At 35.4% G+C, this 26,983-nt stretch carries 24 protein-coding genes and 1 riboswitch; of the genes, 2 read left to right on the forward strand and 22 right to left on the reverse strand.

Going from position 1 to position 26,983, the window contains the following annotated elements:
- Positions 1-156: 156 nt before the first annotated feature.
- Complete coding sequence (locus CLOCL_RS14530) at positions 157-561, forward strand: four helix bundle protein (protein ID WP_014256053.1); 405 nt, start codon at positions 157-159, stop codon at positions 559-561.
- A 296-nt stretch (positions 562-857) separates the two neighbouring features.
- Here CLOCL_RS14530 and CLOCL_RS14535 read toward each other — a convergent pair whose 3' ends face one another.
- The 19 genes from CLOCL_RS14535 to CLOCL_RS14625 form a co-directional block, all read right to left on the reverse strand.
- On the reverse strand, positions 858-1,421 hold the full coding sequence (locus tag CLOCL_RS14535) for a DUF2703 domain-containing protein (protein WP_014256054.1): 564 nt from the start codon (positions 1,419-1,421) through the stop codon (positions 858-860).
- A gap of 113 nt (positions 1,422-1,534) precedes the next feature.
- Positions 1,535-1,762, reverse strand: a complete 228-nt coding sequence (locus tag CLOCL_RS14540; RefSeq protein ID WP_014256055.1) for a thioredoxin family protein — start codon at positions 1,760-1,762, stop codon at positions 1,535-1,537.
- A 122-nt stretch (positions 1,763-1,884) separates the two neighbouring features.
- The gene (locus tag CLOCL_RS14545; protein WP_014256056.1) at positions 1,885-2,901 is read right to left on the reverse strand and encodes a permease; all 1,017 of its coding nucleotides are present in this window, start codon (positions 2,899-2,901) and stop codon (positions 1,885-1,887) included.
- 108 nt (positions 2,902-3,009) lie between these two features.
- Positions 3,010-3,411, reverse strand: a complete 402-nt coding sequence (locus CLOCL_RS14550) for an arsenate reductase ArsC (RefSeq protein ID WP_014256057.1) — start codon at positions 3,409-3,411, stop codon at positions 3,010-3,012.
- A 5-nt stretch (positions 3,412-3,416) separates the two neighbouring features.
- The gene (gene arsB / locus CLOCL_RS14555; RefSeq protein WP_014256058.1) at positions 3,417-4,493 is read right to left on the reverse strand and encodes an ACR3 family arsenite efflux transporter; all 1,077 of its coding nucleotides are present in this window, start codon (positions 4,491-4,493) and stop codon (positions 3,417-3,419) included.
- A 188-nt stretch (positions 4,494-4,681) separates the two neighbouring features.
- Positions 4,682-5,092: an ArsR/SmtB family transcription factor gene (locus CLOCL_RS14560; RefSeq protein ID WP_014256059.1), complete on the reverse strand. Its 411-nt coding sequence runs from the start codon at positions 5,090-5,092 to the stop codon at positions 4,682-4,684.
- 865 nt (positions 5,093-5,957) lie between these two features.
- The gene (locus CLOCL_RS14565; RefSeq protein WP_014256061.1) at positions 5,958-6,815 is read right to left on the reverse strand and encodes a 4Fe-4S binding protein; all 858 of its coding nucleotides are present in this window, start codon (positions 6,813-6,815) and stop codon (positions 5,958-5,960) included.
- A gap of 36 nt (positions 6,816-6,851) precedes the next feature.
- Positions 6,852-7,295 (reverse strand): YkvA family protein, encoded by a 444-nt coding sequence (locus CLOCL_RS14570; protein ID WP_014256062.1) that lies wholly within the window; start codon positions 7,293-7,295, stop codon positions 6,852-6,854.
- 68 nt (positions 7,296-7,363) lie between these two features.
- Entirely contained in the window at positions 7,364-7,852 is a 489-nt protein-coding gene (locus CLOCL_RS14575; protein WP_027621831.1) for a Csac_0668 family 2Fe-2S cluster-binding (seleno)protein, read from the reverse strand.
- Between the two features lie 954 nt (positions 7,853-8,806).
- Positions 8,807-10,630, reverse strand: coding sequence for a glutamine--fructose-6-phosphate transaminase (isomerizing) (gene glmS / locus CLOCL_RS14580; RefSeq protein ID WP_014256064.1), 1,824 nt, complete (start codon positions 10,628-10,630; stop codon positions 8,807-8,809).
- An 843-nt stretch (positions 10,631-11,473) separates the two neighbouring features.
- Entirely contained in the window at positions 11,474-12,823 is a 1,350-nt protein-coding gene (gene glmM, locus CLOCL_RS14585) for a phosphoglucosamine mutase (protein ID WP_027621833.1), read from the reverse strand.
- 386 nt (positions 12,824-13,209) lie between these two features.
- Positions 13,210-14,796, reverse strand: coding sequence for an NAD(P)/FAD-dependent oxidoreductase (locus CLOCL_RS14590; protein ID WP_014256066.1), 1,587 nt, complete (start codon positions 14,794-14,796; stop codon positions 13,210-13,212).
- Positions 14,797-14,805: 9 nt separating this feature from the next.
- Complete coding sequence (locus tag CLOCL_RS14595) at positions 14,806-16,020, reverse strand: CdaR family protein (RefSeq protein WP_014256067.1); 1,215 nt, start codon at positions 16,018-16,020, stop codon at positions 14,806-14,808.
- Positions 16,017-16,892: a diadenylate cyclase CdaA gene (cdaA, locus tag CLOCL_RS14600; RefSeq protein ID WP_051411193.1), complete on the reverse strand. Its 876-nt coding sequence runs from the start codon at positions 16,890-16,892 to the stop codon at positions 16,017-16,019. The genes CLOCL_RS14595 and cdaA overlap by 4 nt, the downstream gene beginning before the upstream one ends.
- Before the next feature lie 267 nt (positions 16,893-17,159).
- Entirely contained in the window at positions 17,160-18,050 is an 891-nt protein-coding gene (amrS, locus tag CLOCL_RS14605) for an AmmeMemoRadiSam system radical SAM enzyme (protein WP_014256069.1), read from the reverse strand.
- Positions 18,031-19,431, reverse strand: coding sequence for an AmmeMemoRadiSam system protein A (amrA, locus tag CLOCL_RS14610; RefSeq protein ID WP_014256070.1), 1,401 nt, complete (start codon positions 19,429-19,431; stop codon positions 18,031-18,033). Before amrA ends, amrS begins: the two co-directional genes overlap by 20 nt.
- Before the next feature lie 692 nt (positions 19,432-20,123).
- Positions 20,124-20,217: riboswitch (cyclic di-GMP riboswitch) on the forward strand.
- Between the two features lie 115 nt (positions 20,218-20,332).
- Entirely contained in the window at positions 20,333-20,491 is a 159-nt protein-coding gene (locus CLOCL_RS21690; protein ID WP_014256071.1) for a FeoB-associated Cys-rich membrane protein, read from the reverse strand.
- Positions 20,492-20,495: 4 nt separating this feature from the next.
- Positions 20,496-22,646, reverse strand: coding sequence for a ferrous iron transport protein B (gene feoB, locus CLOCL_RS14620; RefSeq protein WP_014256072.1), 2,151 nt, complete (start codon positions 22,644-22,646; stop codon positions 20,496-20,498).
- Positions 22,647-22,809: 163 nt separating this feature from the next.
- Entirely contained in the window at positions 22,810-23,031 is a 222-nt protein-coding gene (locus CLOCL_RS14625; protein WP_014256073.1) for a FeoA family protein, read from the reverse strand.
- A gap of 371 nt (positions 23,032-23,402) precedes the next feature.
- On the opposite strand from CLOCL_RS14625, the gene CLOCL_RS14630 reads away from it, so the two are divergent.
- Positions 23,403-23,789, forward strand: coding sequence for a metal-dependent transcriptional regulator (locus CLOCL_RS14630; RefSeq protein ID WP_014256074.1), 387 nt, complete (start codon positions 23,403-23,405; stop codon positions 23,787-23,789).
- A gap of 173 nt (positions 23,790-23,962) precedes the next feature.
- Here CLOCL_RS14630 and CLOCL_RS14635 read toward each other — a convergent pair whose 3' ends face one another.
- From CLOCL_RS14635 to CLOCL_RS14645, 3 genes are all read right to left on the reverse strand, one after another.
- Complete coding sequence (locus CLOCL_RS14635; protein ID WP_014256075.1) at positions 23,963-25,081, reverse strand: serine hydrolase; 1,119 nt, start codon at positions 25,079-25,081, stop codon at positions 23,963-23,965.
- Between the two features lie 71 nt (positions 25,082-25,152).
- Positions 25,153-25,482 (reverse strand): cyclic-di-AMP receptor, encoded by a 330-nt coding sequence (locus CLOCL_RS14640; RefSeq protein WP_014256076.1) that lies wholly within the window; start codon positions 25,480-25,482, stop codon positions 25,153-25,155.
- An 88-nt stretch (positions 25,483-25,570) separates the two neighbouring features.
- Positions 25,571-26,821, reverse strand: a complete 1,251-nt coding sequence (locus CLOCL_RS14645) for a D-alanyl-D-alanine carboxypeptidase family protein (protein WP_014256077.1) — start codon at positions 26,819-26,821, stop codon at positions 25,571-25,573.
- Positions 26,822-26,983: the final 162 nt, after the last annotated feature.

Here is a 26,983-nt window from a genome sequence, read left to right on the forward strand (position 1 = left end):
AGTGCAAATGTTAAGGACTAATTATGCATTATAAAACTCCTTAAGCCTTTTAACTATTTGAAATAATTTTATAAAAAATTCTAGTATAAAAATTTGACTTACGCTTAACAATCCGTAAAATGTGGAAAAATCTAATATTTGAAAGGATGAATCTAAATGAGCAATGTTTTAGTCATAAGGGATTTTAAGACACTTAAAGTTTGGCAGAAGGCAAACGCTCTTGAACGAGAAATAGAAGCATTGGTTAAAGGGTTTCCAAGCCATGAGCAGTACCGGCTTACTGACCAAATCATTAGAAGCAGTCGAAGTATTTCCGCAAACATAGCCGAAGGAAATACCCAACTATTTATAAAGCGGGAATTATTCCATGCCAACGCTGCTCTTGGCAGTTGTGGCGAAACGAGAAACCATTTACTTACCGCATATCAGAACAACTATATAAGTGAAGAACAATACAAAATTTTAGATGAGAAATTCCTTGAAGTAATAAAAATGCTGTATGGCTATATAAAGATGTTAAAATCTTGTTTAGATAATGAATCAGTTACAATTGACCCCTAATATTTTATAATCTTTACATACTCCATAATATTTTCACCTGCTATTTGCAAAGGCGATGATTGCGCAGTATCACATACTTTTGGTGGACTTAAAATTCACCTAGAAAAAATTTTTACAAATGAATAAGTTTGAACTTTACAGACTGTTATAAAAAATGCCTTGGAAAGACTGCTAAATCTCCAAAGCATTTAAAAAATCATAATAGCCCTATTTATAGAAAGGTTCATATGGTCAAGATGTTGATGTGCTTAGGCTTTAATCTTCTTCTATATTAAATCGCACATTAGTCCTATCATTTATTCACAATTCTTATTTTTCTCAATCGATTCAAAAAATCGACGTAAATTTTCCGGTAATTGATATGCTTCCTTACCAACTCTATTATTTAACTGTGCTTTTTTGTCACTATATACTTCACGAAGTATGGCATCAATTATCATTGCTTTTGGAGGAACATTATATTCTTTACCTTTGTACACCCATACACGGCAGTCCACTTCATCCCCGCACAAATCGCCACATGATTCACAAAGTGATTCTTTCATTTCCAGTTGTATATCATTTCCATTAATACGGATAGTAGGTGAACTCTCAAATCTATACTGTATGGCCTTTTCCTTACTATCAATATGAATTTTATTTACAACAACTTCTATGCCCGCTAATTCAAGCACTTTAGCAACGTCCTTAATGGCTTCTTCAAGACTGCTCTCCGTGCCCTGGCATCTTGTACATATACTTAAATCTAAAAACAAAAAATCAATTATTATTTTTTTCTTTTCTTCTTCATAATTTTGCTCTTCACACCCGCAACTCGTACTACAGCATGTATTATTTCTTTGAGTTTCACAACATCCCATAATAAAAGCCTCCTTCTTTATAACGCCTAGATTCATAAGAAAATTTTTCGGTTGTAGTAAAATTTTCTTACATTAGCGGCGTTTCAATGAGGCGGAAATATGCTCCCGCCTCGTTATAAATATCTTTTAATATCCTCTACCGACGGAACTCTTCCCATAATCTTTACCTGTTCATCTACTACAAGTGCAGGTGTTCTCATTACACCATATGCCATAATGTCCTTAAAATCCTCTACTTTTTCAATAGTGGCTTCAAGTCCCAGTTCCTTTACAGCCTCTCTGACATTAGCCTCTAATTTTTTGCAATTACAACATCCTGAACCTAAAACTTTGATTACCATAATAAATCCTCCTCATCAATCAATATTTTTCCGTTATTATCGTCATTCCACAATTTTCTTTTACACAGATTTCACATCCTGTGCATTTTACAAGACTCATCATTTCAGAATGAATCTCTGCTTTACACAAAAATATATGAAAAAGCATTAAATAAGTATCCAATAATAATAATCCCTGCTGATACGATAGATACAAAGATTGCTAAAAGTTTAGGCTTTACCACCTTTCTGAGCATAATTATGGAAGGCAGAGACAGGGCTGTTACTGCCATCATAAATGACACTATAGTCCCTACGTCCACTCCTTTTGCAAATAACGCTTCGGCTATTGGAAGAGTACCGAATATATCAGCATACATTGGAATGCCCACTACAGTAGCAAGCATCACTGCAAATGGATTATTACCTCCAACCACATTTTCTATGAATGACTGTGGAATCCAGTTATGAATAGCCGCCCCTATGCCTACACCGATTAATACATATAGCCAAACCCTTTTGATAATATCTCTGACCTGTTCCTTTGAATATGATATTCTTTCCTTACGAGTCATTTCAGGCACTTCCGCATCAACATTTTCAATTTCCCTTACATATCCTTCTACATATTTTTCAAGTCTAAACTTTTCTATTAAAGTTCCTCCAATAACTGCCAAAATTAAGCCTACTACAACATAGGCTATGGCAATTTTAAGACCGAAAAATGAAATTAACAACATTAATGACGCCAAATCTACCATTGGCGAAGATATTAAGAAAGAAAAGGTTATGCCTAAAGGCAATCCAGCCGAAGTAAAACCTATAAAAATTGGTATACTGGAGCAACTGCAAAAGGGAGTTATCGTACCAAGCAGTGCCCCAAGTATATTCCCTTTAATGCCTTTTATCTTTCCGAGAATCTTCTTTGTCCTCTCTGGCGGAAAATAACTCTGGATATAGGATATGACAAATATTAATAGTGATAATAATATAAATATTTTAATTGTATCGTATATAAAAAAGTGAATACTTCCGCCTATCCTTTCGCTAACAGGTAAACCAAATACTTTTTCCACAAGAAGTCTTACCAATTCTGAAAGCCATCTCATTTTTAATAGTTGGTCATTTAACCAACCGAATATCATGGCTAATATGTTCATATGAAAACATCCCCTTTACCCCTTACACACTTCAAGTTATTTTTCAACATGTTTGCACTTTTCAACTTCACTGCAATTCTCTTATTTTGATTAATTACATACCGCTTATCAAATCTGATTGTTCTTTACTCTCTGTATTAAATCCTCGACTTTTTCCTTAATTATATCTCTTGTTTTTCTGTAATCCTCTATTGGTCCGCCTGACGGGTCACTAAGCCCCCAATCTTCTATATGCTGGCATGGTACATAAGGGCATACTACATTACATCCCATCGTTATTAATATATCTACTTCCGCCGGAATATCGCTTAATAGTTTCGGATGATGGTCACTCATATCCACTCCTGCTTCTTCCATAACCTGTACTGCCAATGGTTTTACTTCAGGATAATTTTCTGTTCCTGCCGAATATGCTTCCAATACGTCACTTCCTAATTTCTTTGCCCAGCCTTCTGCCATTTGAGAACGGCAAGAGTTGTGGACACATACAAATGCAACTTTCTTTTTCATATGTTTTATATTCCCCTTTCATCAGTTTGTTTAAACCAGTGCCTTGTGTTGTTGGCTATTTTAACAAGTGTAAGCATAACTGGAACTTCAACCAATACCCCTACAACTGTTGCAAGGGCGGCTCCAGATTCCAGTCCAAAGAGTGAAATTGCCACTGCAACTGCAAGTTCAAAGAAATTGCTTGCTCCAATCATTCCAGCAGGCGCTGCAATATCATGGGGAAGTTTCCATATCTTTGCCCACCCATATGCGATGAAGAATATAAAGAACGTCTGAATAATTAATGGTACCGCAATTAATATAATATGCAGAGGATTGCTTAAAATTATTTCACCCTGGAAAGAGAAAATAATTACTAAAGTAAGAAGCAAACCTACGATAGTTACATTATCAAATTTCTTGAGAAAAACGTTTTCAAAATACTCTATACCCTTATGTTTAATGATGTTCCTTCTAGTAAGGTATCCTCCTGCCAATGGAATAACAACAAACAGGATTGTTGATAATACCAGCGTGTCATAAGGAACGCTTACATTACTTACACCTAACAGGAGTGCGACAATTGGTGTAAATGCAAACAATATAATTAAGTCATTCACTGCTACCTGCACTAATGTATAAGCAGGGTCGCCTTTTGTCAAATAACTCCATACGAACACCATAGCGGTACATGGTGCGGCTCCTAATAATACTGCACCTGCAAGATAGTCTGTCGCCAAATCCGAACCAATCCACCTGCTGAATACTACTTTTAAGAAAAATGCTGCTATAAGATACATTGTAAAAGGTTTGATAAGCCAGTTTGTCACGCAGGTTACTATGAGTCCCTTCGGTTTCTTTGTTGCTCTGACAATGCTTGAGAAATCAATTTTCAGCATCATGGGGTATATCATGAGCCATATCAGAATAGCAACAGGAATTGATACATTTGCATATTCAAATTTGCTTAAAGTTTCAGGGATTGCAGGAATTAACTGTCCTATTGCAACTCCTGCTATAATGCATACTGCTACCCACAGTGTAAGGTATTTTTCAAAAAAACCCAATCCCTTTTTTTCTTGTATTGGTTTTTTACTACTCAAGTTATACGCCTCCAATTTATTTAATATTAATTTGTTTTAGTTGTATGATTATATTCAATTATATTCATATAATATTCTAACAACGACATTCTGTCAATATTTTGAGAGCAACATTAAGCAAGATAATATTTTATATTCTCTAAAAAATATCCTAAAATGCGTTGAAACAAATATCTACAGAAGCCGCTTTAATTTTCATTTTTCGTCTTCTCACACTGCCCTTGAAGATACTTTAGAACCTGACTTTTATCTTCCCGCAGTTGCTCACAAGTAAAGTTACTGTTTTTATATTTTTTAAATCTTTCTACATCTTTTAGCAATTGCGTATTTTCATCCATTTTGTTTTTAATAAATTCATACAGTAGGTTATTTTCTTCAATAAACTTGTTATCTACTCTATAATAGACCCATTGAGATTTCTTTTCACTGGTTATAACACCCGCGCTTTTTAATTTATTTAGATGTCTTGAAGCATTGGACTGCGTCATATCCAGCACTGTTTCTATCTCGCACACACAGAGTTCCTGTCTTATTAGCAAATTGAGTATTCTAATTCTGTTTTCATCTCCCAATGCTTTAAATATTTCTATCAAATCCAATTTATCACCACCATATGATTATATTCAATTATACTCATATATATAATAGCATTGATTTATTTCTCTGTCAACAATAAATACATTATCTTATAAATCAAAAAATATGTTTTTTATATTTATCACATAATTCAAGAATACGTTCCCATAACATACCCCAAACCTCCCCTACGATGTGAAAATCTAATTTTGGGAATAACTTTATTATTTTAGAACCAACTTTATTATCATAGAGTCAACTTTACTATTTCTAAAACATTTTCCTTATTCCTTTTCCCTAAAAATCCATACCCCTAACTATGTATATTTAAAATAAACTCCGCTCCAACCCAAAATCCCTCAAACCCTTATCCCTTCTCTCCTCAACCCTATTCTCCTAATCTCTTCCATATAATAAAGTCCGCTCTATTTTCTCATATTTTTATCCCATTTATTAACAATTTTTCCTTAATCCTTATAACAATTTTTAAAATAAAGTTGGTTCCAAATAGGGATAAGGTGAAAGGAAAAAGGGATAAGGTTGCATTTTCCCATGTTCTTTTTCTAATCTTTTTATCAATCCTGGTATCAATATTTCTCTCAATACTATAATCAATACTTTCCTCAATCCCTTTAAAATCATTGCCTTTAGCCTTATTCCTTACTCCTTAGCCCTAACAATCTTAACCCTTACACCTTATCCCTGTCTACCCTACCAAAAAGCAAACCCCGCAGCAAAACAGGAGTTATCCTGCATCTGCTACGGGATTTTGGAACGAACTTTATTTTTATAGAGCGAACTTTATTATCATGGAGTGGAGTTTATTTGAATTATACACCTAACTCTATTAACTGCCCAGACATTTCCACTCCTGCTTGTTTTACCTGTTTAAAAGTAAACAGCGCCTTTAGGACAACTTTTCACACATTCCATGCATAAAATGCACTCTGTTCCATTTTCCCTGCTTCTTTTGCTATCTAAAATATCTACATTCATGGGACATACTTTTTTGCATTTCCCGCAAGAAATACACTTTTTGCTGTCTGCTTTTACCCTGAGCAGTGAAAAATAACTTGCTGGTTTTAAAAATACAGTTATTGGACATATGTATTTACAAAAAGCCCTGTTGTCTTTCAGTATGAAAGCCATTATTATTCCAACTGCATAGTATATGATATTCCCCGCAATAAAACTCCAAAACATCACAACTTCAATGTCAGGATTATTTAATAGAAACAAAACGCCTACAAATAGTATAGAACCTGAAAACATGATATACCGTATAAAGGAAAGTTTTTTTATGCGTGGTTTTTCAGGCATCCTATAAGGCAACAAATCTAAAACCGCAGCCGTCCAGCAGGCATATCCGCACCATCCTCTTCCAAATAACAGCGGGCCAATAATTTTGGCTACTGCATAATGTATTACTGCTGCTTGAAATACCCCCATAAACAAGTAGTACCAAAAACCTTCAATCTGCATATTCTCACGGCATATAAGCCCAAGATATATAAACATATATAATCCCACGCCAAACTGCACAACCTGTCTTGAATATTTGTATTTTTTTATCAGTAAGAAGATACCTAAAGACACAAGAAAGCCTATATACATGAAATTAAAGAGATAGAACAAATTATCAAACCAAATCCACAAGCCAATTGATATGCAAATAAATATCATAAGTATGTATATAGGTATTTTAAATTTTCTCAACCTGTCCACCCCCACGATACATCTTTTCATTTCCCCTGTTAACTTGTTTATTTCTAAATAGCAAAATTATCTACCCAGTTTAATAAATTGAATTAGAGAATTACTTAATCTAATATTCATTTTTTCTTTCCGTATAACTGCTAATATCATATACCCGATAAATCCTAAAATCAGTATCCACAGCATTACAATAATCACACCTGCTGCCTTGGCTTCTGGAATATCACTTTGCAATTTTGCCTCGGCTTCTTTCCTGCATTCTTCCATAATTTCCGCTGGAATCAACTTTAATGCAATCGCAACCCCCATAGGTATCAGTATGAAGTCATCTAAATATCCTAATACAGGGATAAAGTCAGGTATCAGGTCTATAGGACTTAGTGCATATGCAACAACAACAGCAGTAAATACCTTTGCAATTAAAGGTGTTTCTTTCTTTTTATATGCCAGATATAAAGCAAAAACCTGTTTCTTTAACTCACTTGTTTTTTCTTTCATTTTTTCTATCATACTCAAGTCTCTCATGCATTCCATTTTTTATATCTTATATAATATATAAAAATACAATCACATTTATTTTATTTCATTGATAGTCCTTTATCTATAGCCTCCTGAATTATTTTGTGGCAGCACTTACCTAACGGGTTATTCTTTTCACACTGGCTGTTTTTCATCGCCCCTGTGATTTCTATAATATCCTTAACTGTTTTTGCCCCATCTTTTATAACGGCATTTATAACCTGCTCCTCTGTAACCTTGCTGCAGTAGCAGGCATATTTAGGGTTAGCGTCTTTTTTAAACCATACAGGCATTTTCACCTGCTTTTTATTAAACTTAACATTTGATTCTGGATTATAATAAACAATATCACATTCTTCATTCATGCATATATAATAATCTGTATCTCCGACCAATTCTGTTAATGTATTAACTACCAAATGTCTGACTGTAATATTTTTTACTTTGACTCCTGATGTTTTACACACAGGGCATGTATTGTTATTTTCTATTTTATGAAACTTCTCTTTTCCACCACAGCAGCAATTATTTATTTTTTCATTTATCATTTTAGCCTTACCTTCCTTTATTTTTATTTTAATAGGACTTATCTTATAATGAAAGTACTTTTCTGTTTTAAGATTTTTGTTCATATCATTTTAATTATATATCCTCATTCTTGTATCAAGAAATATAAAATCTCAGAACTTTATTTTCTTTTCTTCTTTACCCTTTAAAAAAGGACTTTTCTATTTTTTGATTTTTTCACTATTATGTATTGAACTGTTCGACACAACTTTATTATCTATTTGACATGACTTTATTATTTCTAACACAAGTTTTTTATCTCTGACACAACTTTATTATTTTTCACCTTATCCCTTAACCCTTTTTAGAATAAAACTTATTCCTAACTATGTATACACATAAAAAACTCATGTCAAACCCCCACCACCCTCAAACCCTTATCCCTTCACTCCTTGACCCTATTTTCCTAATATCTTCCATATAAAAAAGTCATGTCAAAAATCACCCATTTCCCTTGTTACTTTCTCCTAATATTTTCCTATTTTCCCTCTCATTTTAGATAAAAAAGTCGTGTCATAAATAGGGATAAGTATCAAGAGAAAAGGGAAAAGTTTTAATCAATATCTTTCATCAATACTCTATTCAAATCCAATAAAATCAATACTTTTAACCTTATACCTTACCCCTTAACCCTACTCATCCTAAAACAAAAATCATGGCTCCAATAAGGTTTTCTACCCTATTTTCACCATGACTTTTAACACAACTTTTTTATTTTTAACACGACTTTTTTATTCGTGACACGAGTTTTTTTGGGTTATACACTTATACCTTAACCCTTTTACCTATAAAAAAGTAATCCCGCAGCAAATGAAGATTTCTCCTGCATCTGCTACGGGATTTTGGAACGAACTTTATTTTTATAGAGTCAACTTTATTATCATGGAGTGGAGTTTATTTTAGTTATATACAAGATTTTATTTTGCAGATACGCCCTACTCAACTGTGACGCTTTTTGCCAAATTTCTTGGTTTATCCACATCGCAACCTTTTTGCACAGCCATGTAATATGCAAACAGCTGAAGCGGTGTTACTGCCACTATTGGTGCAACCAACGAATCAACATCGGGAATTGTAAATACAACATCGGCAGCTTTTTCAGCCTGTTTGTTACTTTCCTTGGCAATGGCAAGAACTGTCGCACCTCTTGCTTTTACTTCCCTGATATTGCTTATCATTTTCTCCATCAAATCGTCCTGGGTCATCGGACAGATAACCAAAGTGCCCTCTTCAATCAGGGCTATGGTTCCGTGTTTCAACTCCCCACCAGCATAAGCTTCCGAGTGTATATATGAAATTTCCTTAAGTTTTAAAGAGCCTTCCATTGAAAGTGCATAGTCAAAGCCCCTTCCAATAAAGAATATGCTCTTTGCGTTGTAATGTTCCGATGCAAACTTCTGAATTATTTCCTTATTCTCCAGTATACTTTCTATGGCTTTAGGAATGTTTCGAAGCTCCTCAATAATCCTTTTATAAAATTCCTCATCTATTCTGCCTTTTTTCATTGCAAAGTCAAGGGCAATAAGGTATAAAGCCGAAAGCTGCGTGTTGTATGCCTTTGTCGATGCAACGGCAATTTCCGGACCTGCCCAGGTATAAAGCACATCGTTGGATTCCCTTGCTATAGAGCTTCCCACAACATTTACAATGGACAATACCCTTGCTCCTTTTTTCTTTGCTTCCCTCAAAGCAAATAATGTATCTAATGTTTCACCCGATTGACTTATAATTATGACCAGGTTTTTATCGCTTATAATGGGATCCCTGTAACGGAATTCCGATGCAACGTCAACTTCCACCGGAATTCTTGCAAGCTTTTCAATCAGGTATTTTCCAGCAACTCCTGCATGGTAGGCGGTGCCGCAGGCAACAATATATATCTTCTCAATTTTTTCCAGATCTTCAGAAGTTAAATTGATACTGTCAAGAGATATTTTTCCGTCTTTAATTCTCGGATTTATAGTATCCTTTATAACCTTTGGCTCTTCAAAAATCTCCTTAATCATAAAATGTTCATAACCGGCTTTTTCGGCAGAACTTACATCCCAGTTTACCTTAAATACCTCTTTTTTTCTCTCTGTTCCATGGTTGTCATATACTTTTACACTATCGGAGGTCAACACCGCAACCTCTTTATCCTCAAGAATGTAAACATTTCTTGTGTACTCCAAAATTGCAGGAATATCCGATGCAATATAGTTTTCCCCTTCTCCAAGGCCTACAACTAATGGACTATCCTTTCTCGCTGCTACAAATTTACTGTCACAGTCCCTGCATATAACTCCCAAAGCATAGGAGCCTTCAACCTCGTTAATTGATTTAATAACTGCTTCCACTATATCTCCCTTGTAATGATAGTCAATCAAATTGGCAAACACTTCGGTATCGGTCTCGGAAAAAAATTGGTAACCTTTTGTCTGAAGGAACTCTTTCAATTCCATATAATTTTCAAAGATACCGTTATGCACAACAGCAATTTTACCGGAATTACTTACATGGGGATGGGAGTTCAAATAATTGGGTTCCCCGTGAGTAGCCCATCGTGTATGACCTATACCTATTGTACCCTGCGGCTTCTCTTCATTGACTTTCTCTTCTAATATTGAAAGCCTTCCCTTGCTTTTTACAACCTTAATGTCATTATCCTCAAAAATTGCAACACCTGCTGAGTCATAACCCCTATATTCAAGCTTCTTTAATCCGTTTATCAAAATGGGCGCAGCTATTTTGCTGCCTATATATCCAACTATTCCACACATTTTTACCACTCCATATCATTATTTTTAAATTTACATTTGCATAAAAGATAAAAATACATAACCGATTGATAACAGACTGTTTCTGGCAAAAAACAGCGTATCAATACAAAGCTCAAAATACCTTAATTCTGATGGATAGTACTTCGACTAAACCAAACTCACATATTGTTGCCATATAATAATTATGTTTTAAAATTGCTGTAATTTATTACAAATAGCCAATACATGACATGCAATTCAACAAAAGCATGAAAAACCGTAAAATTACATACAGCATTAGTCTCGCAGCAATACGCATTCAACTAATACTTTTGCAATATAAGAAATATATTGTTGAATTGTATGAATAGAACAGGATTAACCACGCGGACCCATTTTTGTTCTGCAGTTGCCTGCAGTTTTTGTATAGATCCTATCGATAGTGGTATACCGGAAGGTTTCCGCCGAATATTTCGATAACTCATCGGATACAAAATTTCCGATGACCTCCTTCTCCTCGTCAACGTATGCTAAATACGCTCTGGCGCTCTTTCCAAGTCATATTAAGCAAATATCACTATCCCCCTTTATTTTGCTTAACAATGACTTTGTGCTTTTCAACATTTTTTTCAAAATGTTAAAATGCACTTTTTCTGTTTGTGCCGCAAAATACTCTTAAATTAATTATATTTGCGGGCACAAACATTGATTAATCCTGCAATTTCCTATACCAACAGCACTTTAAATATAAATCCATCACTAATTGTCCGATAAATTTATATAATTCTAATCCTTATATGATATTTATCGATCAATTAGCGACAAAAGTTAGAATTTTTTAAACTCGAATATTTTACCAACGGTTTATCCAAGTCTTTCTTCAATAACCTTTGCCAATTCAATTGCCCTCGCAGTAATGTACTCCTGATCCTTACCTTCAATCATAACCCTTACAAGAGGCTCAGTTCCGGAAGGTCTTATAAGTACCCTGCCTTCACCTTTAAATTCCTCTTCAAGCTCTTTGCACATTTTACATACTACTGGGTCGTCAAGATACTTATTTTTATTTTCATTCTTAACCTTTGCATTTTTCAGCACCTGAGGAAGAACCCGCATGACAGAAGCAAGTTCTGACAGTTTTTTGCCTGTGCTCTTTACCACATTGAGAAGTTGAACTCCTGTCAAAAGTCCGTCTCCTGTGGTATTGTGTTCTAAGAATATAATATGACCCGACTGCTCACCGCCAAGTACATATCCGTTTTGGATCATGTTCTCCAGAACATATCTGTCTCCTACTTTAGTCTTTTCTACATTAATTCCTTCTCTTTTAGCCATAATGTCAAAACCGAGATTGCTCATAACAGTAACAACTATAGTATCTTTTGCAAGCTTTCCTTCTTTTTTCAGTTCAAGCCCGATAATGGACATAATCTGGTCACCGTCAACCAGCTTTCCATTTTCGTCAACAGCAAGAACCCTATCGGCATCACCGTCAAAAGCGAGCCCAACATCAGCTCCTACTTCCACTACAAATTTCTGAAGCTGTTCAATATGGGTAGAACCGCAATTGCAGTTTATATTTACTCCATCAGGCTTATTGTTTATTACAAATATCTCTGCACCGAGCTCTTTCAGTGCTTTAGGTGCCACCTCATAAGCTGCACCGTTGGCACAGTCAATAGCTATCTTCAGGCCTTTAAGATCGCCTTTTATTGTACTTTTTATAAAGTTGACATAGTCATCTATTTGAGTATCTATTTTTCCTTTTTTTCCTACGCTGCCTCCCACAGGCAAGGTAATTTCCTCTGCTCCATCCAGAATAATTGCCTCAATTCTTTCCTCCAAAGCATCGGACAGTTTGTAACCTTTGCTGTTGAAAAATTTAATTCCGTTAAATTCAGCCGGATTATGGGATGCAGAAATAACCACACCGGCATCGGCATTATACAGCCTTGTCAGATATGCCACCGCAGGTGTCGGAACTATGCCGAGAGATATAACTTCCGCACCTACCGAACATAAACCTGCTGTAAGTGCAGCCTCCAACATATCCCCCGATATTCTTGTATCCATACCAACCAATATTTTCGGAGTATGCTTTGTTTCTGAAGTCAAAACATAAGCTCCTGCCTGCCCCAATTTATATGCCAATTCACCAGTTAATTCCCTGTTCGCAACTCCTCTTACTCCATCTGTACCAAATAAGCGACCCAAAACATTCAACCCCTCTTTACTATAGAATTTCTTTATACTCTTCATACATCGTTCAAGCGTTGTAAAAGCTTTAGCCAATATATCAACACAAATAAAGCTTTTAAAAGCAACTCTTCATTTGTTATTAATCAATTTATAAAATATTCATGTATATCACTAAATCATTATAAACTAAATGCATTTAATAAAACAAGTACTCTTATGTTAATTTTGAATTTAAATAAAATTTTGTAATAAATTTCCATTAAATCTCACAAAATCCTTCTTTTGTTATTTATACAATTTCACCAAAGTATTTTAAAAACCCAATTTGACAGGTCTTACGCGTAAATGTTCAGTTCACAGATTATTTTTTGACATGACCTAAGGGATTATTGAAAAAACAATTATAATACATTGTATGTTTTAATTATTTGTTCGGCTACTTTTATTCCATCAACAGCTGCACTAACTATTCCTCCGGCGTAGCCTGCGCCTTCACCGGCAGGATAAAGCCCTTTTACCTTTGTGGATTCAAAAGTTTCTGTCCTTTGAATTCTAACCGGCGAAGAAGTTCTTGTCTCAACTCCGGTAAGAAGAGCATCACCTATTCCAAAACCTTTAAGCCTGTCATCAAAATATTTGATGGACTCTTTCATAGGACCTGTTACAAATACCGGAAGACATAGGTTCAGGTCGGCAAAACTTGTCTTTCCGGTGTAACTTGGTTTTACCGTTCCCAATTTAACCGATACCCTTCCGTCAATAAAATCCTCAAGCCTTTGAATGGGAGCAGCATTGCAGCTTCCTGCAACAGTAAAAGCCAACCTCTCCCAATTTCGCTGAAACTCAACACCGGCCAAAGGATGGCCGCTTCCAAAGTCCCCGGGTCCAACAGACACCACAAGGGCACTGTTGGCATTCTCCCTATCCCTGGCATACTCACTCATACCGTTTGTCACTATCATATTGGGTTCGGATGCCGCAGCAACTACAACTCCTCCAGGACACATGCAAAAGGAATATACCGTTCTGTCCTTTAACTTGTAAAACAGCTGATAATCGGCTGCTCCAAGATGCGGATGCGATGCAGCTGCACCATATTGTGCTTTGTTAATGAGTTCCTGAGGATGTTCAATTCTGACGCCCACCGAAAAAGGTTTTTGAATAAATTCAATTCCACTTTCAAAAAGGCTTAAAAATGTATCCCTCGCACTATGACCTATTGCAAGAACCACAACCTCAGCGTCAATGGTTTCACTTCCGTTAACCACCACACCGGTAACTTTTCCGTCCTTGATTTTTATAGAAGTAACTTTTGAATTAAATCTAACTTCCCCGCCTAATTCTATTATCTTTTTTCGCATGTTTACAATTACTTTTTTCAGTATGTCGGTACCTATATGTGGCTTTGCTTTATATAATATCTCCTCCGGTGCACCAAAATTATAGAATTCCTCCAAAACCTTTGTGCACCTTCTGTCGTTTATCCTCGTTGTAAGCTTTCCGTCGGAAAAAGTTCCCGCACCGCCTTCTCCAAACTGGACATTGGTTTCAGAATTGAGTTCTCCGCCATTCCAATAACTGTTTACGATTTCGGTTCTTTTTTCCACGCATTCGCCGCGTTCCAAAACCAAAGGCCTGTATCCGTTTTGTGAAAGCACAAGAGCAGCAAACAGTCCTGCCGGACCTGTGCCTATTATAACAGGTCTATATTTTAACTTTTTGTCTCCGGGAATCAATTTTTCTTCTATATTATCCTCAACAATTCGGACATCGTTACTATTTGGTACTTTAATCTTCCCGGGTATTTCAACCATGACAGAATAAACCAGGAATATATCCGGCTTTTTCCTGGCATCCACAGACTCTTTCACAATCCTGAAATTTATAAATTCTTTAGAATCTATTTTAAGTTTTTTAGCGGCCATCCTCTTTAAAGAGTTTATATCATCATCCAAAGATAGTTTTATATTGTGTACAATCAGCTTCATTTAGTCCCTCTATCCTTCATTCTTTCTTTCAATTACTACTTCCACTTCAACATCCTGTGACAATTTAAGGGTACTTGGCAGTACAACCTTAAGTGTTCTTTTGTAAGTTCCCTCTTTCAGGCCTCTTACATCAATAGATGGTTTTAGCTTACTCTCAACAATCTTATCCAATTCTTCCATAGTTCCCTTTATTTCAATCTCAATTTCTTCATCAACAATTTTATACGTCAGCGAATCGTCAGCCTCTTCATTTTCCATTATAATATCTTCTGCCTTTATTTTATATTTCTTAACCGAAAGAGGTACTATTTCCACACTGACAGAAACAGCTTTTTGTGAATTTACAAGGTTCACACCGCTGGGCAAAACTATGTTGGCTGTTTTGGTAACACTGGCGTCAAGGTCTTCAATATCAATGCTTTCAGTTTTTAAATTGTCAATGGAATCTAACAAATTGGAAGGTCCGGATATCAATACTTTATCCGGTGATACTTTGTGCACACCATCAACATAGTCCTTGGCAGGTTTTCCTTTAACCACAGGTATTACCGAAACTTCTTTCGCCACCTCAATTCTGGCTTCAACACTATATTTATCGCTAAATTCAGGCATCTCATTGCCTACTTTGTCATATACCTTACACATGAGCTTCATCGAAGTATCGCTTTTAATACCCGTTATATCTGCAACTGCCATAACCTTACCGATAGAACTGATTACCGAATTGGTAGCTTCAATGGATATGGTCTGCGGAGTAATACTGATGCCCACCACCCTGTAGTTTTCCTTAGCTTTTCCCACAGTCGTCACTTCAATGGGATAAAGGTTTTCACCTATCTTTTCAAGTTTAAAATTTACAGTCCTTGGTGAAACACTTTCAAAGGAAACACCATCAGGAATATTATATATCTCCACGTACAAAAAACCAGTGGAAGCATCATTGACTTTTGACAAATCCACAACTGCTTCTATCTCTGAAGAATTAATACGCTTTATTTTCTCCTCCCTGCCCTTTAAACTAACTGTAACGTTTCGAGGAAAATTTGACTCTTTTATCACTATATCTTTGCTTCTCAATACATTCTCGTTCTCAATTCTCAAAGGCACACTAAAATCCATAGAAACTATTGGGTTTGTGCTATCCAACACAAAAAACCAGAGAAACACTGCAAATAAAACCGACATAATTTTTACAGTTGTATCCCTCTTCAACAAATCACTCATTTCGACTTCACCTTCCACAAACCCAATTTTTTGTTGGGTACGTCTTTTTCCAAAAGGTTCTTGCTTAGTGCCTTTCTAAGGGTGTCGGAAGTAAGGTTTCTGGTCAGTCCTCCGTTTAAAGCAACAGAAATTTTGCCGGATTCCTCCGAAACAACCACAACTATGGCATCGGATACCTCACTTATTCCCAGAGCTGCTCTATGCCTTGTACCAAGCTCTTTGCTCAAGTTCGGATTCTCCGTCAAAGGCAGAAAACATGCTGCTGCTTTTATCTTATCTCCTCTGATAACTACTGCTCCATCATGAAGAGGAGTATTGGGCGTAAAAATATTTATCAAAAGTTCCGATGTAACGTTGGAATCAATCTGAATTCCTGAATTTATTATATCGCCGATTTTTGTCTCCCTTTCAATAACAATTAATGCACCGGTAAAAGTCCGCGACATTTCAACTACAGCTTTAATTATTTCCTCAATATTGGATTTTACCTTAATGGTATAACTTTCATCTTCAAAACTGAAGAAACTCTTAAACCTGCTTCTTCCAATCTGTTCAAGACCTCTCCTAAGCTCAGGCTGGAACAGCACTACCAATGCTATAGCCAAATATTGAATTATCATTTTAAGTATAAAGGCAATGGTTCTAAGACCTAAAATATCACTTAACTTAGAAGCAATTAATATAAACAGAATACCCTTTATCAACTGCCATGCTCTTGTCTCTCTAACCAGCATTGCCATTTTATATATGGCATAAGATACAATACTTATATCAACAACAGTTTTTACCAGATCCCATGGCCCTTTTATACTTAAATTATCCGAAAGAAAATTAAAAATTCCCCATAAATTAATTTGGTTTATAAAATCCATCAGATAACCCCACGTTCTTCCAGTTATTTCATAATGTTTGCGGTTTTTGTGCAAAATATATTCTCTTTGCACCAAATGTATTTTGTATACTTCTCTCTTTCATCTTTGAGAAAGTAAATACAGCTTTTTATCGAATAAAGACACTCATTGTAAAATTATGCCTTTGCAAGTTAAATATATACATTAGTTCAATTTTATATTTTAACACTAATAATATAATACGTTAATAGACTTTTAAATAATTTAATGAAATATTAATATTATTATTTACACAATATTACCAAGATAAACACATTCAAGGTATTTAAGAGCTTCCTCTCTGCATTTTACTAAGGTTTCCTTAGGAGTTGGGGGTATATTATGCATCTTGTAGTTCGGAAAATATCTTGTTAAGTGCAAAGGTATTTTCGCTGAAAGAGATGCAATCCACTTAGCCAAATCGGAAATTTCCTCTAAGGCATCATTAAGTGTTGGAATTACAAGAGTCGTAATTTCAATATGACAGCAGCTATACACCAGTTCGACAGTTGCTTTGACATCTTCGAGAGCCCCCTTGCATATGTCATTATAAAATGATTCAGTATATGCTTTTACATCTATATTCATTGCATCAATATAAGGTAGAAGCTGGGTCATTGCTTTCTTGTCGATAAATCCGTTGGTAACAAGCACGTTTAAAAGCCCTTCTTCTCTTGCCAGTTTTGCAGTTTCATATACAAACTCGTACCATATGGAAGGCTCATTATAAGTGTATGCAATTCCTATATTCCCCTTGCTCTTAAGTTCTTTTGCTTTTGATACAAGTATTTCCGGAGATATATCATATGTCTCCGGCTGTTCATGGGCTATTGTCCAGTTTTGGCAAAAGGAACATTTAAGATTGCATCCAAAAGTGCCCACCGACAATATATTGGAACCGGGCATAAAATTGTACAAAGGCTTCTTCTCAATAGGGTCAAGGGCTATAGCTGTTATCTTCCCATAATTAAGGGAATAAAGTTCACCGTCAATGTTTTTTCGTGCTCTGCAAATCCCAAGTTTTCCGTTATTAATTACACAGTTGTGGGGACAAAGATAACAATGTACCTTTGAATCCTCAAGTTTATCAAAATACATAGCCGTTTTCAAGTTTTTGTACTTATCTCCTGTAAGGTTCATGCCTTATCACTTCAAACCTCTCTAAGGAATATTTTTCATTTTTACCTATTCCCGCTTTCCTAAGGGCTATTTCCACCTGTTCCTCCGGTGTATTTACCCCCTCAAGATTCGGCAAAAGCAAACCGGAACGATGTCCCGACCTTACAATTACTCCGTATTTTATTACATCCAATTCCTCTATGGATTGGATTGGTTCAGGTTTCATCAGAACATCTACAGAATATACCAGACTTGGAAGCTCATCTTCCTCAACCGGATAGAACCTCGGATCTCCTGTACCGCTGCTTATGGCATTATGAATAATTTCCTCCGCGATATTTTTTCTTGTAGGCTCTATCGTTCCAATACATCCTCTAAGCTGGCCATTCTTTTTAATTGAGACAAAAACCCCTGCCCTGTTCTCCTTCATCTCTGCAGGAAGGCTATCGGGCACTTCTATTACTCTGCCTTCTTTTACGAAAGTCTCCAAAGACTTGCGGGCAAGTTTTATATATTCATCTTCATTTTTTCTTATATCTTCAATCCTTTTATCCAACACTTTTCTTTCACTATCCTCCCCGGCAATATCAATTTTGGCTATACAGTAACCTATGCCGAAAGGTGCTTCATATGAATATACTTCAGGTTTCAATCGATATCCGTCCAAAGCACCGTACATAATTACGAAAGACCTTAAGCCGCATTGACCCGCACTCTCACAAAATGCTTCATCAATGTCAAGAAGACTATTAACATCGCTTTCCCCAATGCTTTTAACCACAAGTTCATCAAACTGCTTTCCCTTTTCACTATATCCGTAAGGGCCATCATGGGAGAGTTTATGAGAAAGATCTCCGCTTGCAATGAAGACAACATCTTCATTGGAAGATTCAACCGCTTTTTTTATACTCATTCCAAACCTATACAGCTCTTCCAGGCTTAAATAGGATATTGAAATGTGAATAACCTTAAAATCTTTATATTCCTTAGACACATAATATAAGGGAACCAGTGCACCCCAATCCAGCTCATTGTCCAAACCGTATCTTGAAGCTGTTGCACCGTCAATTCCCCCGGCTTGTATTCCCTCCTCGGAGGCATGGCAAATGATACTTTGTACAAGGTTTAAATTATTATCGAAACTTAAATTTACATCAGCCCTACCAAATCGTTTAAAACTGCCTTTGAGTGTTTTATGTTCCGATATATAAATATAATCCTCAAATGCAGGTGCATGGGGAGTTGTAACAATAATTGTGGATGGTTTCTGATTTTTGATTTCTCCTGCTGCCTTAATTGCTGCATCTATGGTTTTTCTGGCAGCTTCCTCTTCACCCTTTCCGACTTCAGGAACTATAATGGGCGGATGCGGGAAAATATATGCACCAATTATTCTTCCCATAAAATCACTATCCTCTCCAAAATGCTGATAAAATTATCATACCGAAAGAAGTAATAAAGAATATAATAACCGTTATCAACGCTATAATCCTTTTTGTTTTTGTCCGCATTTTACTTTCACTTCCTTACATATTTTTCTATAGACGTGTCTTATTTATACATTTTTTATAACTGTAATCAGATAATTTCAAAAGTACTCCAAACAAAATCCGGTTAAAATTGAAAAACCTTTTTTCAGACTGCAATCGAAAAATATAGGATTAATAGCAGTGCTGCATTCTTCACTTTATATTCTATTATATAAAAAGATTTTTGAAAAATAAAATTTATTTTTAATTTTAAGAAGGAATTCAAAAAAAAATGTAGAAATATAATAATGTAAAATTTAATGATCTCCTTCTTCAAATTAATACCCTTCATCTCTATCAAAAACACTAGTATGGAACAGTTCTCCCCTGTTGCATAGTAGTGTTTTTCTCGTTTTATGGTCAATATAATATTCTCTATATTTTGACGAAAAATGACGAAATTTAGAGAAACACATTATTCTTCTAACGAAAACATGATTCAAACAGCTGAAAAGCTTAAAAATAATAAAAAAACAAAATGTACAGTAATATTTTACTCTGTTATAATAATATCGTACATTATACTCCCCTTTATATTTGGTATAAGGAGATATAAATAGTGACTTATGAAACAGGGCAAAATTGCCGAAAGGCAATGACGCAAAGCCTTGGGTCTAAAGCTTGGGTTTATCCGAAGCTAAGATAGCTCGGCTGCCATTAAAAGTTCTGTTTATTCTCTGAATATCATATTAGAGTAAGTAGTCCTAAATATTTCCTTATACCTATTATTTTTTATGTATACAATAAGATTTAAAAATAAAAAATCAGAGGGCATTAGCTCTCTGATTTTACTTTTAATTTATTACATTCCGTTTCACTCGGACAGCCTGAACAACAGCAGCAAGAACCTTTATTTTTATATTTTTTATATGTGTTATATCCAGCCAACACAAAGGCACCAAATAATATTATACTTACTATAACCGTTGCCATATAATCAACCTCCTTGCGTTCCTACCGCACCTTTCCAAACACCTTTGCTTTTTGCATTCTTTCCATGTTGAGGTCTGAACATCAAATAAAGTATTAAAACCAACATTGCTATCGCTACAGCAGTACCGATATGGAATCCGCCGCCGGTAAACAATGTTCCCAATTGATAAATGATGAGCGAAACAACGTAAGCAAACCCTGTCTGATATCCAACTGCAATCAAAGTCCATTTTAAATTGCCCATTTCACGTCTAATTGCACCTACTGCAGCAAAGCAAGGTGCACACAGCAGGTTGAAAATCAGGAATGAAATAGCGGAAACCTGTGTAAAAGACTGACTAAGCAATACCCATATTTCTGCTCCGTTTTCTGTAACTTCTTCAAATCCGTACAGTATACCCAGCGTACTTACAATATTTTCCTTAGCAACCAATCCGCTTAGTGCCGCAACTGCTGCTTTCCAATCTCCCCATCCCAGCGGGCCGAATACTATTGCTATTTTACTTCCAATTGAAGCCAGTATGGACTCCGATGCATCCACCATTTGCAACGACCAGTTGAAACTGCTGACAAACCATATAAATCCACTGGCAAGGAAAATAATTGTTCCGGCCTTTTTGATAAAGGATTTTGACCTATCCCACATATGGATAAGCAAACTTTTGAGGTTTGGGGCCTTATAGGGCGGAAGTTCCATTACAAAGGGAGAAACATCGCCGGAAAAAGCTTTGGTCTTTTTAAGTATTACTCCGGATATAAGGACTGCAGTTATACCCACAAAATACGCTCCCGGTGCCAGCCATGGATAGGCAGGGAATATTGCTCCAACAATCAAAGCAATAACCGGCAGTTTGGCCGAACACGGAATGAACGATGTTGTCATGATACTCATTTTTCTATCGTGTTCATTTTCAATGGTACGTGAAGCCATTATTCCGGGTACACTGCACCCTGTTCCAATTAACATCGGAATAATAGATTTTCCGGAAAGCCCAAATTTTCTGAATATCCGGTCCATGATAAAAGCAACACGAGCCATATAACCGCTGTCTTCAAGAAGTCCCAGGAAAAAGAACAGCACAATCATCTGAGGAAGGAATCCGAGCACTGCTCCCACACCGGCAATTACACCATCGAGAATAAGTGAATTTAACCACTCGGCAGTACCCATTGATTCAAGTAAGCTTCCCACCGCTCCCGGTATTATTTCTCCAAACAGTACCTCATTGACCCAGTCTGTCATCAAAGTTCCTATGGTTGATATTGATACATAATAGACTAAGAACATTATCAACGCAAAAATGGGAAGTGCCAAAAAACGATTAGTTACAATATTGTCAATTCGGTCGGAAGTTGTGACATTGGTTTTATTTTTCTTTCTGACGCATAACTTTATTATATTTCCTATATAGTTATAGCGCTCATTGGCAATAATACTTTCACTGTCATCATCCAAGTCTTTTTCACACGAAACTATGATGTTCTCTATATTCGCCTTTAAATCGGGTGAAAGATTGGTTTTCTCAATTACATTTTTATCCCGTTCAAACAGTTTTATGGCATACCAGCGGGGATTGTCAACCTTTCCTTCAACTAAGCCCTCAATTTCTTTAATAGCCCGTTCTACCGAGTTGGAAAAAGCATATACAGGAGTAGTCTTCACTTTCTTTTTTGCCAATTCAATGGCTTTTTCGGTTACTTCCCTGCAGCCTTCACCTTTTAAAGCAGATATTTCAACAACTTCACATCCCATACATTTGCTTAATGCTTTAACGTCGATAATATCGCCTTTTTTTCGCACAATATCAATCATATTAAGAGCAATAACTACAGGAATTCCTATTTCAGTAAGCTGTGTGGTAAGATAAAGGTTTCTTTCGATGTTTGTACTGTCTACTATATTAATAACAACATCCGGTTTTTCTTCCATCAAATAATTTCTCGATATCACCTCTTCTAAGGTATAAGGTGAAAGAGAATATATCCCTGGAAGGTCCACAATTTCTATTCCCTTATTTTCTTTTAATTTTCCCGCCTTTTTTTCCACTGTAACGCCTGGCCAGTTTCCGACATATTGAGAACTCCCTGTTAAAGCATTGAATAATGTAGTCTTTCCGCTGTTCGGATTACCCACCAGGGCAATTCTGATTTCCATTTAAATTTCCCTCCTAAACATAAAAGTTAGTCTATCCTAACTGCGAGTCTCAAAATATGCAGCCTAAAAGACTGCCTGCTTTAGAGATCTTGTATCAGTATAGCACGACATGAATTTTACATCATTTTACAAGCTTAGTACAATCTATGTAGAAAATCAGTCGTTACATTACCTCAATCATTTGTGCATCAGATTTCCTAATACTAAGCTCATATCCTCGAACATTTATCTCGATAGGATCTCCTAAGGGTGCCACTTTACGCACAAATATGTCAACACCTTTAGTAATACCCATATCCATAATTCTGCGTCTTAATGCACCTTCACCATGAAGTTTCACTACTTTGACTGTCTCGCCGCATTTGACTGTTTTAAGTGTTTTCATCAAATTACCTCCTTAGTTAGTCTAACCTAACTAAACTACATTTTAAAAGTTAGCTTAAGCTAACTCTATTATTAGTTTAGCACTACAAATTTTCCCTGTCAACAGTATAAGAATATTTTTTCTTGCCTAATTACTTACTATTTGATAACATTATAGTAGAGGATTCTATAATATATGCTGAAATTGTATTATTTTTCCTTAGTTACTCACTATATGATTGTGGTATATATATAATAACTTAGCAGGAATTTTTCGATATGTTTGTGAAACCTGAATTCAACTGTTAAATTAACTTATTGTAAAGCATTATTATTATTATCAGGTTAAAAAAGAACTGTTTTCAATGATTACGGGTAAAAGGAGGATTTATTTTGAAAATCCAGGAATCTGCAGAGAATTATCTCGAAACGATTCTCATACTGAAAAAGCGTAACGGATATGTTCGTTCAATAGACATTGCAAACGAGCTTTCTTTTTCTAAACCAAGCGTCAGCACAGCTATGAAAAACTTTCGGGAACAAGGATATATATCTGTTGAAAGCAATGGCTCAATAGTTCTTACCGAAAGCGGCTTGGCAATTGCCGAACGTGTATATGAACGCCATTTACTGCTTGCAAAATATCTTATGGCTCTCGGTGTTGATGAAGAAACTGCAAAAGAAGATGCCTGCCGAATTGAACATGTTATTAGCCAGAAGAGCTTTGACAAAATTAAGGAACACTGTCAAAAAGTCTTAAATATTAATATTAACGAATAAAATTGAAAAATAATCTCCGCTTTTTACCATGCTTTGTGCCGGTAAAAAAGCGGAGATTTTTTAGTTTCATCCCAATAAAACTAAAGGTGGTAAAATTACATTAAAATAAACCTGTCCTAAAATTACAAGTTCAAATCAATAAATCATAGTTTCGCCATCAGTTCTTTGGCTAATTATTTTCCGTTCATGAAATCATAAACTTTTTTAGAAACCTGGGCTATTACACTGCGAGCCTCTTCGTCACTTATTACCCCCTTAGACATAACAGCCAATATATATGGGTTATCGGCATAAATTATACCAACGTCATGCACTGCCTGAATCTGATCCCCAATTTTATGCGCAACTTTCACATCTTTGGGTAATAACCTGGGCAGCCTGTCATTATGTATGGTATTACACAAATTATACTTCAGCTCTTTACCCAATTCTTTATTTTCATTGCAAAACTCATAGATATTTTTCAAGTAAATAGCCATATCTTTGGGACAAGACACGTTTTTGTTATCGTCTACAACCGTACCTCCCAGCATTCTCAGGTAATTTTTAAAATTTTTTCTTCCAAAATGCCTTAAAAGCATGTTTGTTGCTATATTGTCGCTATATATAATGGATACTTTCAAAAGGTATCTTATTGTGAAACTCTTGCCTTTCAGCTTTTTAGATTGTAATATACCTGTACCGCCCTCAAAATCATCCTCTTTATATGCTATAGTATCTTCAGGGTCAACTTCTCCCGCTTCAATCATTTTAAAAATATAATAATTAAGTGGCACCTTTATCGTACTTGCCGCCGTATATTCATCAGTGTCATTTATTCCAAATTCATATCCGCTTACCAAATCTACAAAGTATATGCCGTATTGACCTGTAAACCTTGAAACATATTCTTCCAGTTCATTTTTTAGATTTTCGTAATCCAAGCTATCCTGTGAAACAAGATTGTCAATATCCTCTTCTATATAATCATCGATATAATTTTCGTTCTCGGGAAAAACATCATCGCCACTAACAGTCATATCGCCAAAATATATACTTGAAACCTGACCTAAGCTGTCAGGAATATCAGAAGGAATTTCTTCGATTGTATTTTCAATTTGAGTATTGCTTGGCACTGAGTCTTTATAGGAAAAAACTTTTCTTAAGTCCTGGTATACTGATGAATTGACGAAATCAACCAAAATCAGTATACTTACCATCAATAAGGACATTTTTACAAAAAATCTTCTTCTCTTTTGTTTTCTTCTTTTAATAATCCTTTCCTTGATGGAAAGCTTTCTGTCAAATTCCATAGTCACCTCATACGCTCACATCGAAATACTAATAATTATACTGTATTATAAATATTACGAAGACGCTAATTTTATACCTTTTCAAACCTTTCCACATCAAGAATGAATATTGTAGCACCGCCGACAACAACTTCAACAGTATTGTTCATTAACATGCTTCCCACATCAATTGGAGTAACTGGTGCGTTTACAATTTGTTTTCTGCTTTTTGATTTACTCTTAATAATTTCAATAACCTGCTCAACCTTGTCTTCATCCACGCCTACAAGCAAAGTTGTGTTGCCCGATTTTAGAAAACCTCCTGTAGAGCATAGCTTTGTAACGGAGAATGAGTTCTTGTTCAGTTCTTTCATAACTTTATTTCCATCTTCATCATTTACTATTGCAAAAACCAGTTTCATCTTCACACCTCCATAAATTGTTTATTTTTGAAGTTGTAATATTTATATGAATATCGGCATAAATTATTTAAAATAATTAAAATAGTTTCTAACTTTTAGCCTTAGACTTAAGCTTTAATATAACTTTCTTAATTGCCCTCAGCAGCTTTAATAGTATCAGAAATATTTCTATCCATATTAATATTAATAATAAAATTGTAATTTCTTTATACTCAATCATTGATTTAACTAAACTCGAAAACATATCCACTGAAGAATAGACGTTTACAGCGGGATACAAATCCACATTAATTTCAGTGTCATCTTTCAGTATGTATTTCACAGCACCCACAACTTGAGTTTTAAGTACAGGGAGCTCAATATTTTCTTTAATTTTTATATCAATATTTTTTATATAATATTCTCCAACCGGAAAGGTATAATAAACATCTATTGGGCTAATCAAATCTATTGTTTTACCTTCAACCGTCATAGTATCTATAATTTGTTCTTTTTTAACCAAAATACCTGTCTTGAAATTTTCGAAACCATAGTCAAGCAATTTGATTGAATCTTCATAAACATATTCTTCCGGTGAATCCAGGACAATACTAATAATTCTCATATTATTTCTTGTTGCCGTAGTTATAGCAGTTTGCCGTTCCAAATCATTATATCCCGTTTTGCCTCCGTCAATACCGTCATATCTCCAGAAGAGACTATTGCTGTTAGTTATAATTTCCACTTTGTTCTGATTTGTCCACAACTTCGCCTCTGTAGAAAAAATACGGTCAAAGGCAGGATTTGACAAAGCATACCTTAATAATACAGCAAGGTCATAAGCAGTTGTATACTGTGCCTCATCGTACAATCCGGTCGGATTTGTAAAATTAGTATCTTTCAACTTCAGTTCATGGGCTTTTTTATTCATCATATCCACAAAAGTTTTCACATCACCGCCAACGTATTCTGCCAATGCAATAGCCGAATCGTTTCCTGAAGTAAGAATAATTGTGTAAACCAAGTCCTCAACCGAGTATTTGGCACCTACTTCCAAGTTCATCTTTAACCCTTCAACTTCGGTTACATTTTTACTTATTGTCACCTGCGTATCAAGCTTTGCTCCTGCTTTTTCCAGCGCCAGCAATGCTGTCATCAATTTATTGGCACTTGCTATATGCAGTCTGTTTCTGCTATTCTTCTCAAACAATATTTGTCCTCTTTTAGATTCAACAAGTATTGCCGATGCAGCTTGAACTTCCGGAGGTTCTATAGCGGCAAATACCTGCCCCCCATTAACAAATATTATCAACAAAACAATTAAAAAGCACTGAACTTTAATCAGGAATCTGTTTTTCATATTCAACCTCATCTAATTCTAACACCAGTATTTTATAATTAGAAAGACATTATTGATTTCTTACTGAAATTTATTTACATCAAACAAGTTAATTATAACAAACCGATGCAAAATATTCATTAGATATTTCATTTTAATTATAGCATTTAATTTCTTATTTAC

Origin of the sequence: Acetivibrio clariflavus DSM 19732 (assembly GCF_000237085.1) — a bacterium.
GTDB lineage: Bacteria > Bacillota > Clostridia > Acetivibrionales > Acetivibrionaceae > Acetivibrio > Acetivibrio clariflavus.

Excerpts from the sequence above, each read along its gene's own strand:
- CLOCL_RS14635 (WP_014256075.1), bottom strand. The coding sequence starts at position 25,081 with ATGGAATTTGACAGAAAGCTTTCCATCAAGGAAAGGATTATTAAAAGA.
- CLOCL_RS14590 (WP_014256066.1), bottom strand. The coding sequence starts at position 14,796 with ATGAAGCTGATTGTACACAATATAAAACTATCTTTGGATGATGATATA.
- CLOCL_RS14575 (WP_027621831.1), bottom strand. The coding sequence starts at position 7,852 with ATGATAAATGAAAAAATAAATAATTGCTGCTGTGGTGGAAAAGAGAAG.
- glmS (WP_014256064.1), bottom strand. The coding sequence starts at position 10,630 with ATGTGTGGAATAGTTGGATATATAGGCAGCAAAATAGCTGCGCCCATT.
- CLOCL_RS14565 (WP_014256061.1), bottom strand. The coding sequence starts at position 6,815 with ATGAAAAGATGTATCGTGGGGGTGGACAGGTTGAGAAAATTTAAAATA.
- CLOCL_RS14540 (WP_014256055.1), bottom strand. The coding sequence starts at position 1,762 with ATGGTAATCAAAGTTTTAGGTTCAGGATGTTGTAATTGCAAAAAATTA.
- CLOCL_RS14570 (WP_014256062.1), bottom strand. The coding sequence starts at position 7,295 with ATGATAGAAAAAATGAAAGAAAAAACAAGTGAGTTAAAGAAACAGGTT.
- amrS (WP_014256069.1), bottom strand. The coding sequence starts at position 18,050 with ATGAACCTTACAGGAGATAAGTACAAAAACTTGAAAACGGCTATGTAT.
- CLOCL_RS14640 (WP_014256076.1), bottom strand. The coding sequence starts at position 25,482 with ATGAAACTGGTTTTTGCAATAGTAAATGATGAAGATGGAAATAAAGTT.
- CLOCL_RS14530 (WP_014256053.1), top strand. The coding sequence starts at position 157 with ATGAGCAATGTTTTAGTCATAAGGGATTTTAAGACACTTAAAGTTTGG.
- CLOCL_RS14645 (WP_014256077.1), bottom strand. The coding sequence starts at position 26,821 with ATGAAAAACAGATTCCTGATTAAAGTTCAGTGCTTTTTAATTGTTTTG.
- CLOCL_RS14535 (WP_014256054.1), bottom strand. The coding sequence starts at position 1,421 with ATGGGATGTTGTGAAACTCAAAGAAATAATACATGCTGTAGTACGAGT.
- CLOCL_RS14545 (WP_014256056.1), bottom strand. The coding sequence starts at position 2,901 with ATGAACATATTAGCCATGATATTCGGTTGGTTAAATGACCAACTATTA.
- feoB (WP_014256072.1), bottom strand. The coding sequence starts at position 22,646 with ATGGAAATCAGAATTGCCCTGGTGGGTAATCCGAACAGCGGAAAGACT.
- CLOCL_RS21690 (WP_014256071.1), bottom strand. The coding sequence starts at position 20,491 with ATGGCAACGGTTATAGTAAGTATAATATTATTTGGTGCCTTTGTGTTG.
- cdaA (WP_051411193.1), bottom strand. The coding sequence starts at position 16,892 with ATGGATTTTATAAACCAAATTAATTTATGGGGAATTTTTAATTTTCTT.
- CLOCL_RS14595 (WP_014256067.1), bottom strand. The coding sequence starts at position 16,020 with ATGAGTGATTTGTTGAAGAGGGATACAACTGTAAAAATTATGTCGGTT.
- CLOCL_RS14625 (WP_014256073.1), bottom strand. The coding sequence starts at position 23,031 with ATGAAAACACTTAAAACAGTCAAATGCGGCGAGACAGTCAAAGTAGTG.
- amrA (WP_014256070.1), bottom strand. The coding sequence starts at position 19,431 with ATGGGAAGAATAATTGGTGCATATATTTTCCCGCATCCGCCCATTATA.
- CLOCL_RS14550 (WP_014256057.1), bottom strand. The coding sequence starts at position 3,411 with ATGAAAAAGAAAGTTGCATTTGTATGTGTCCACAACTCTTGCCGTTCT.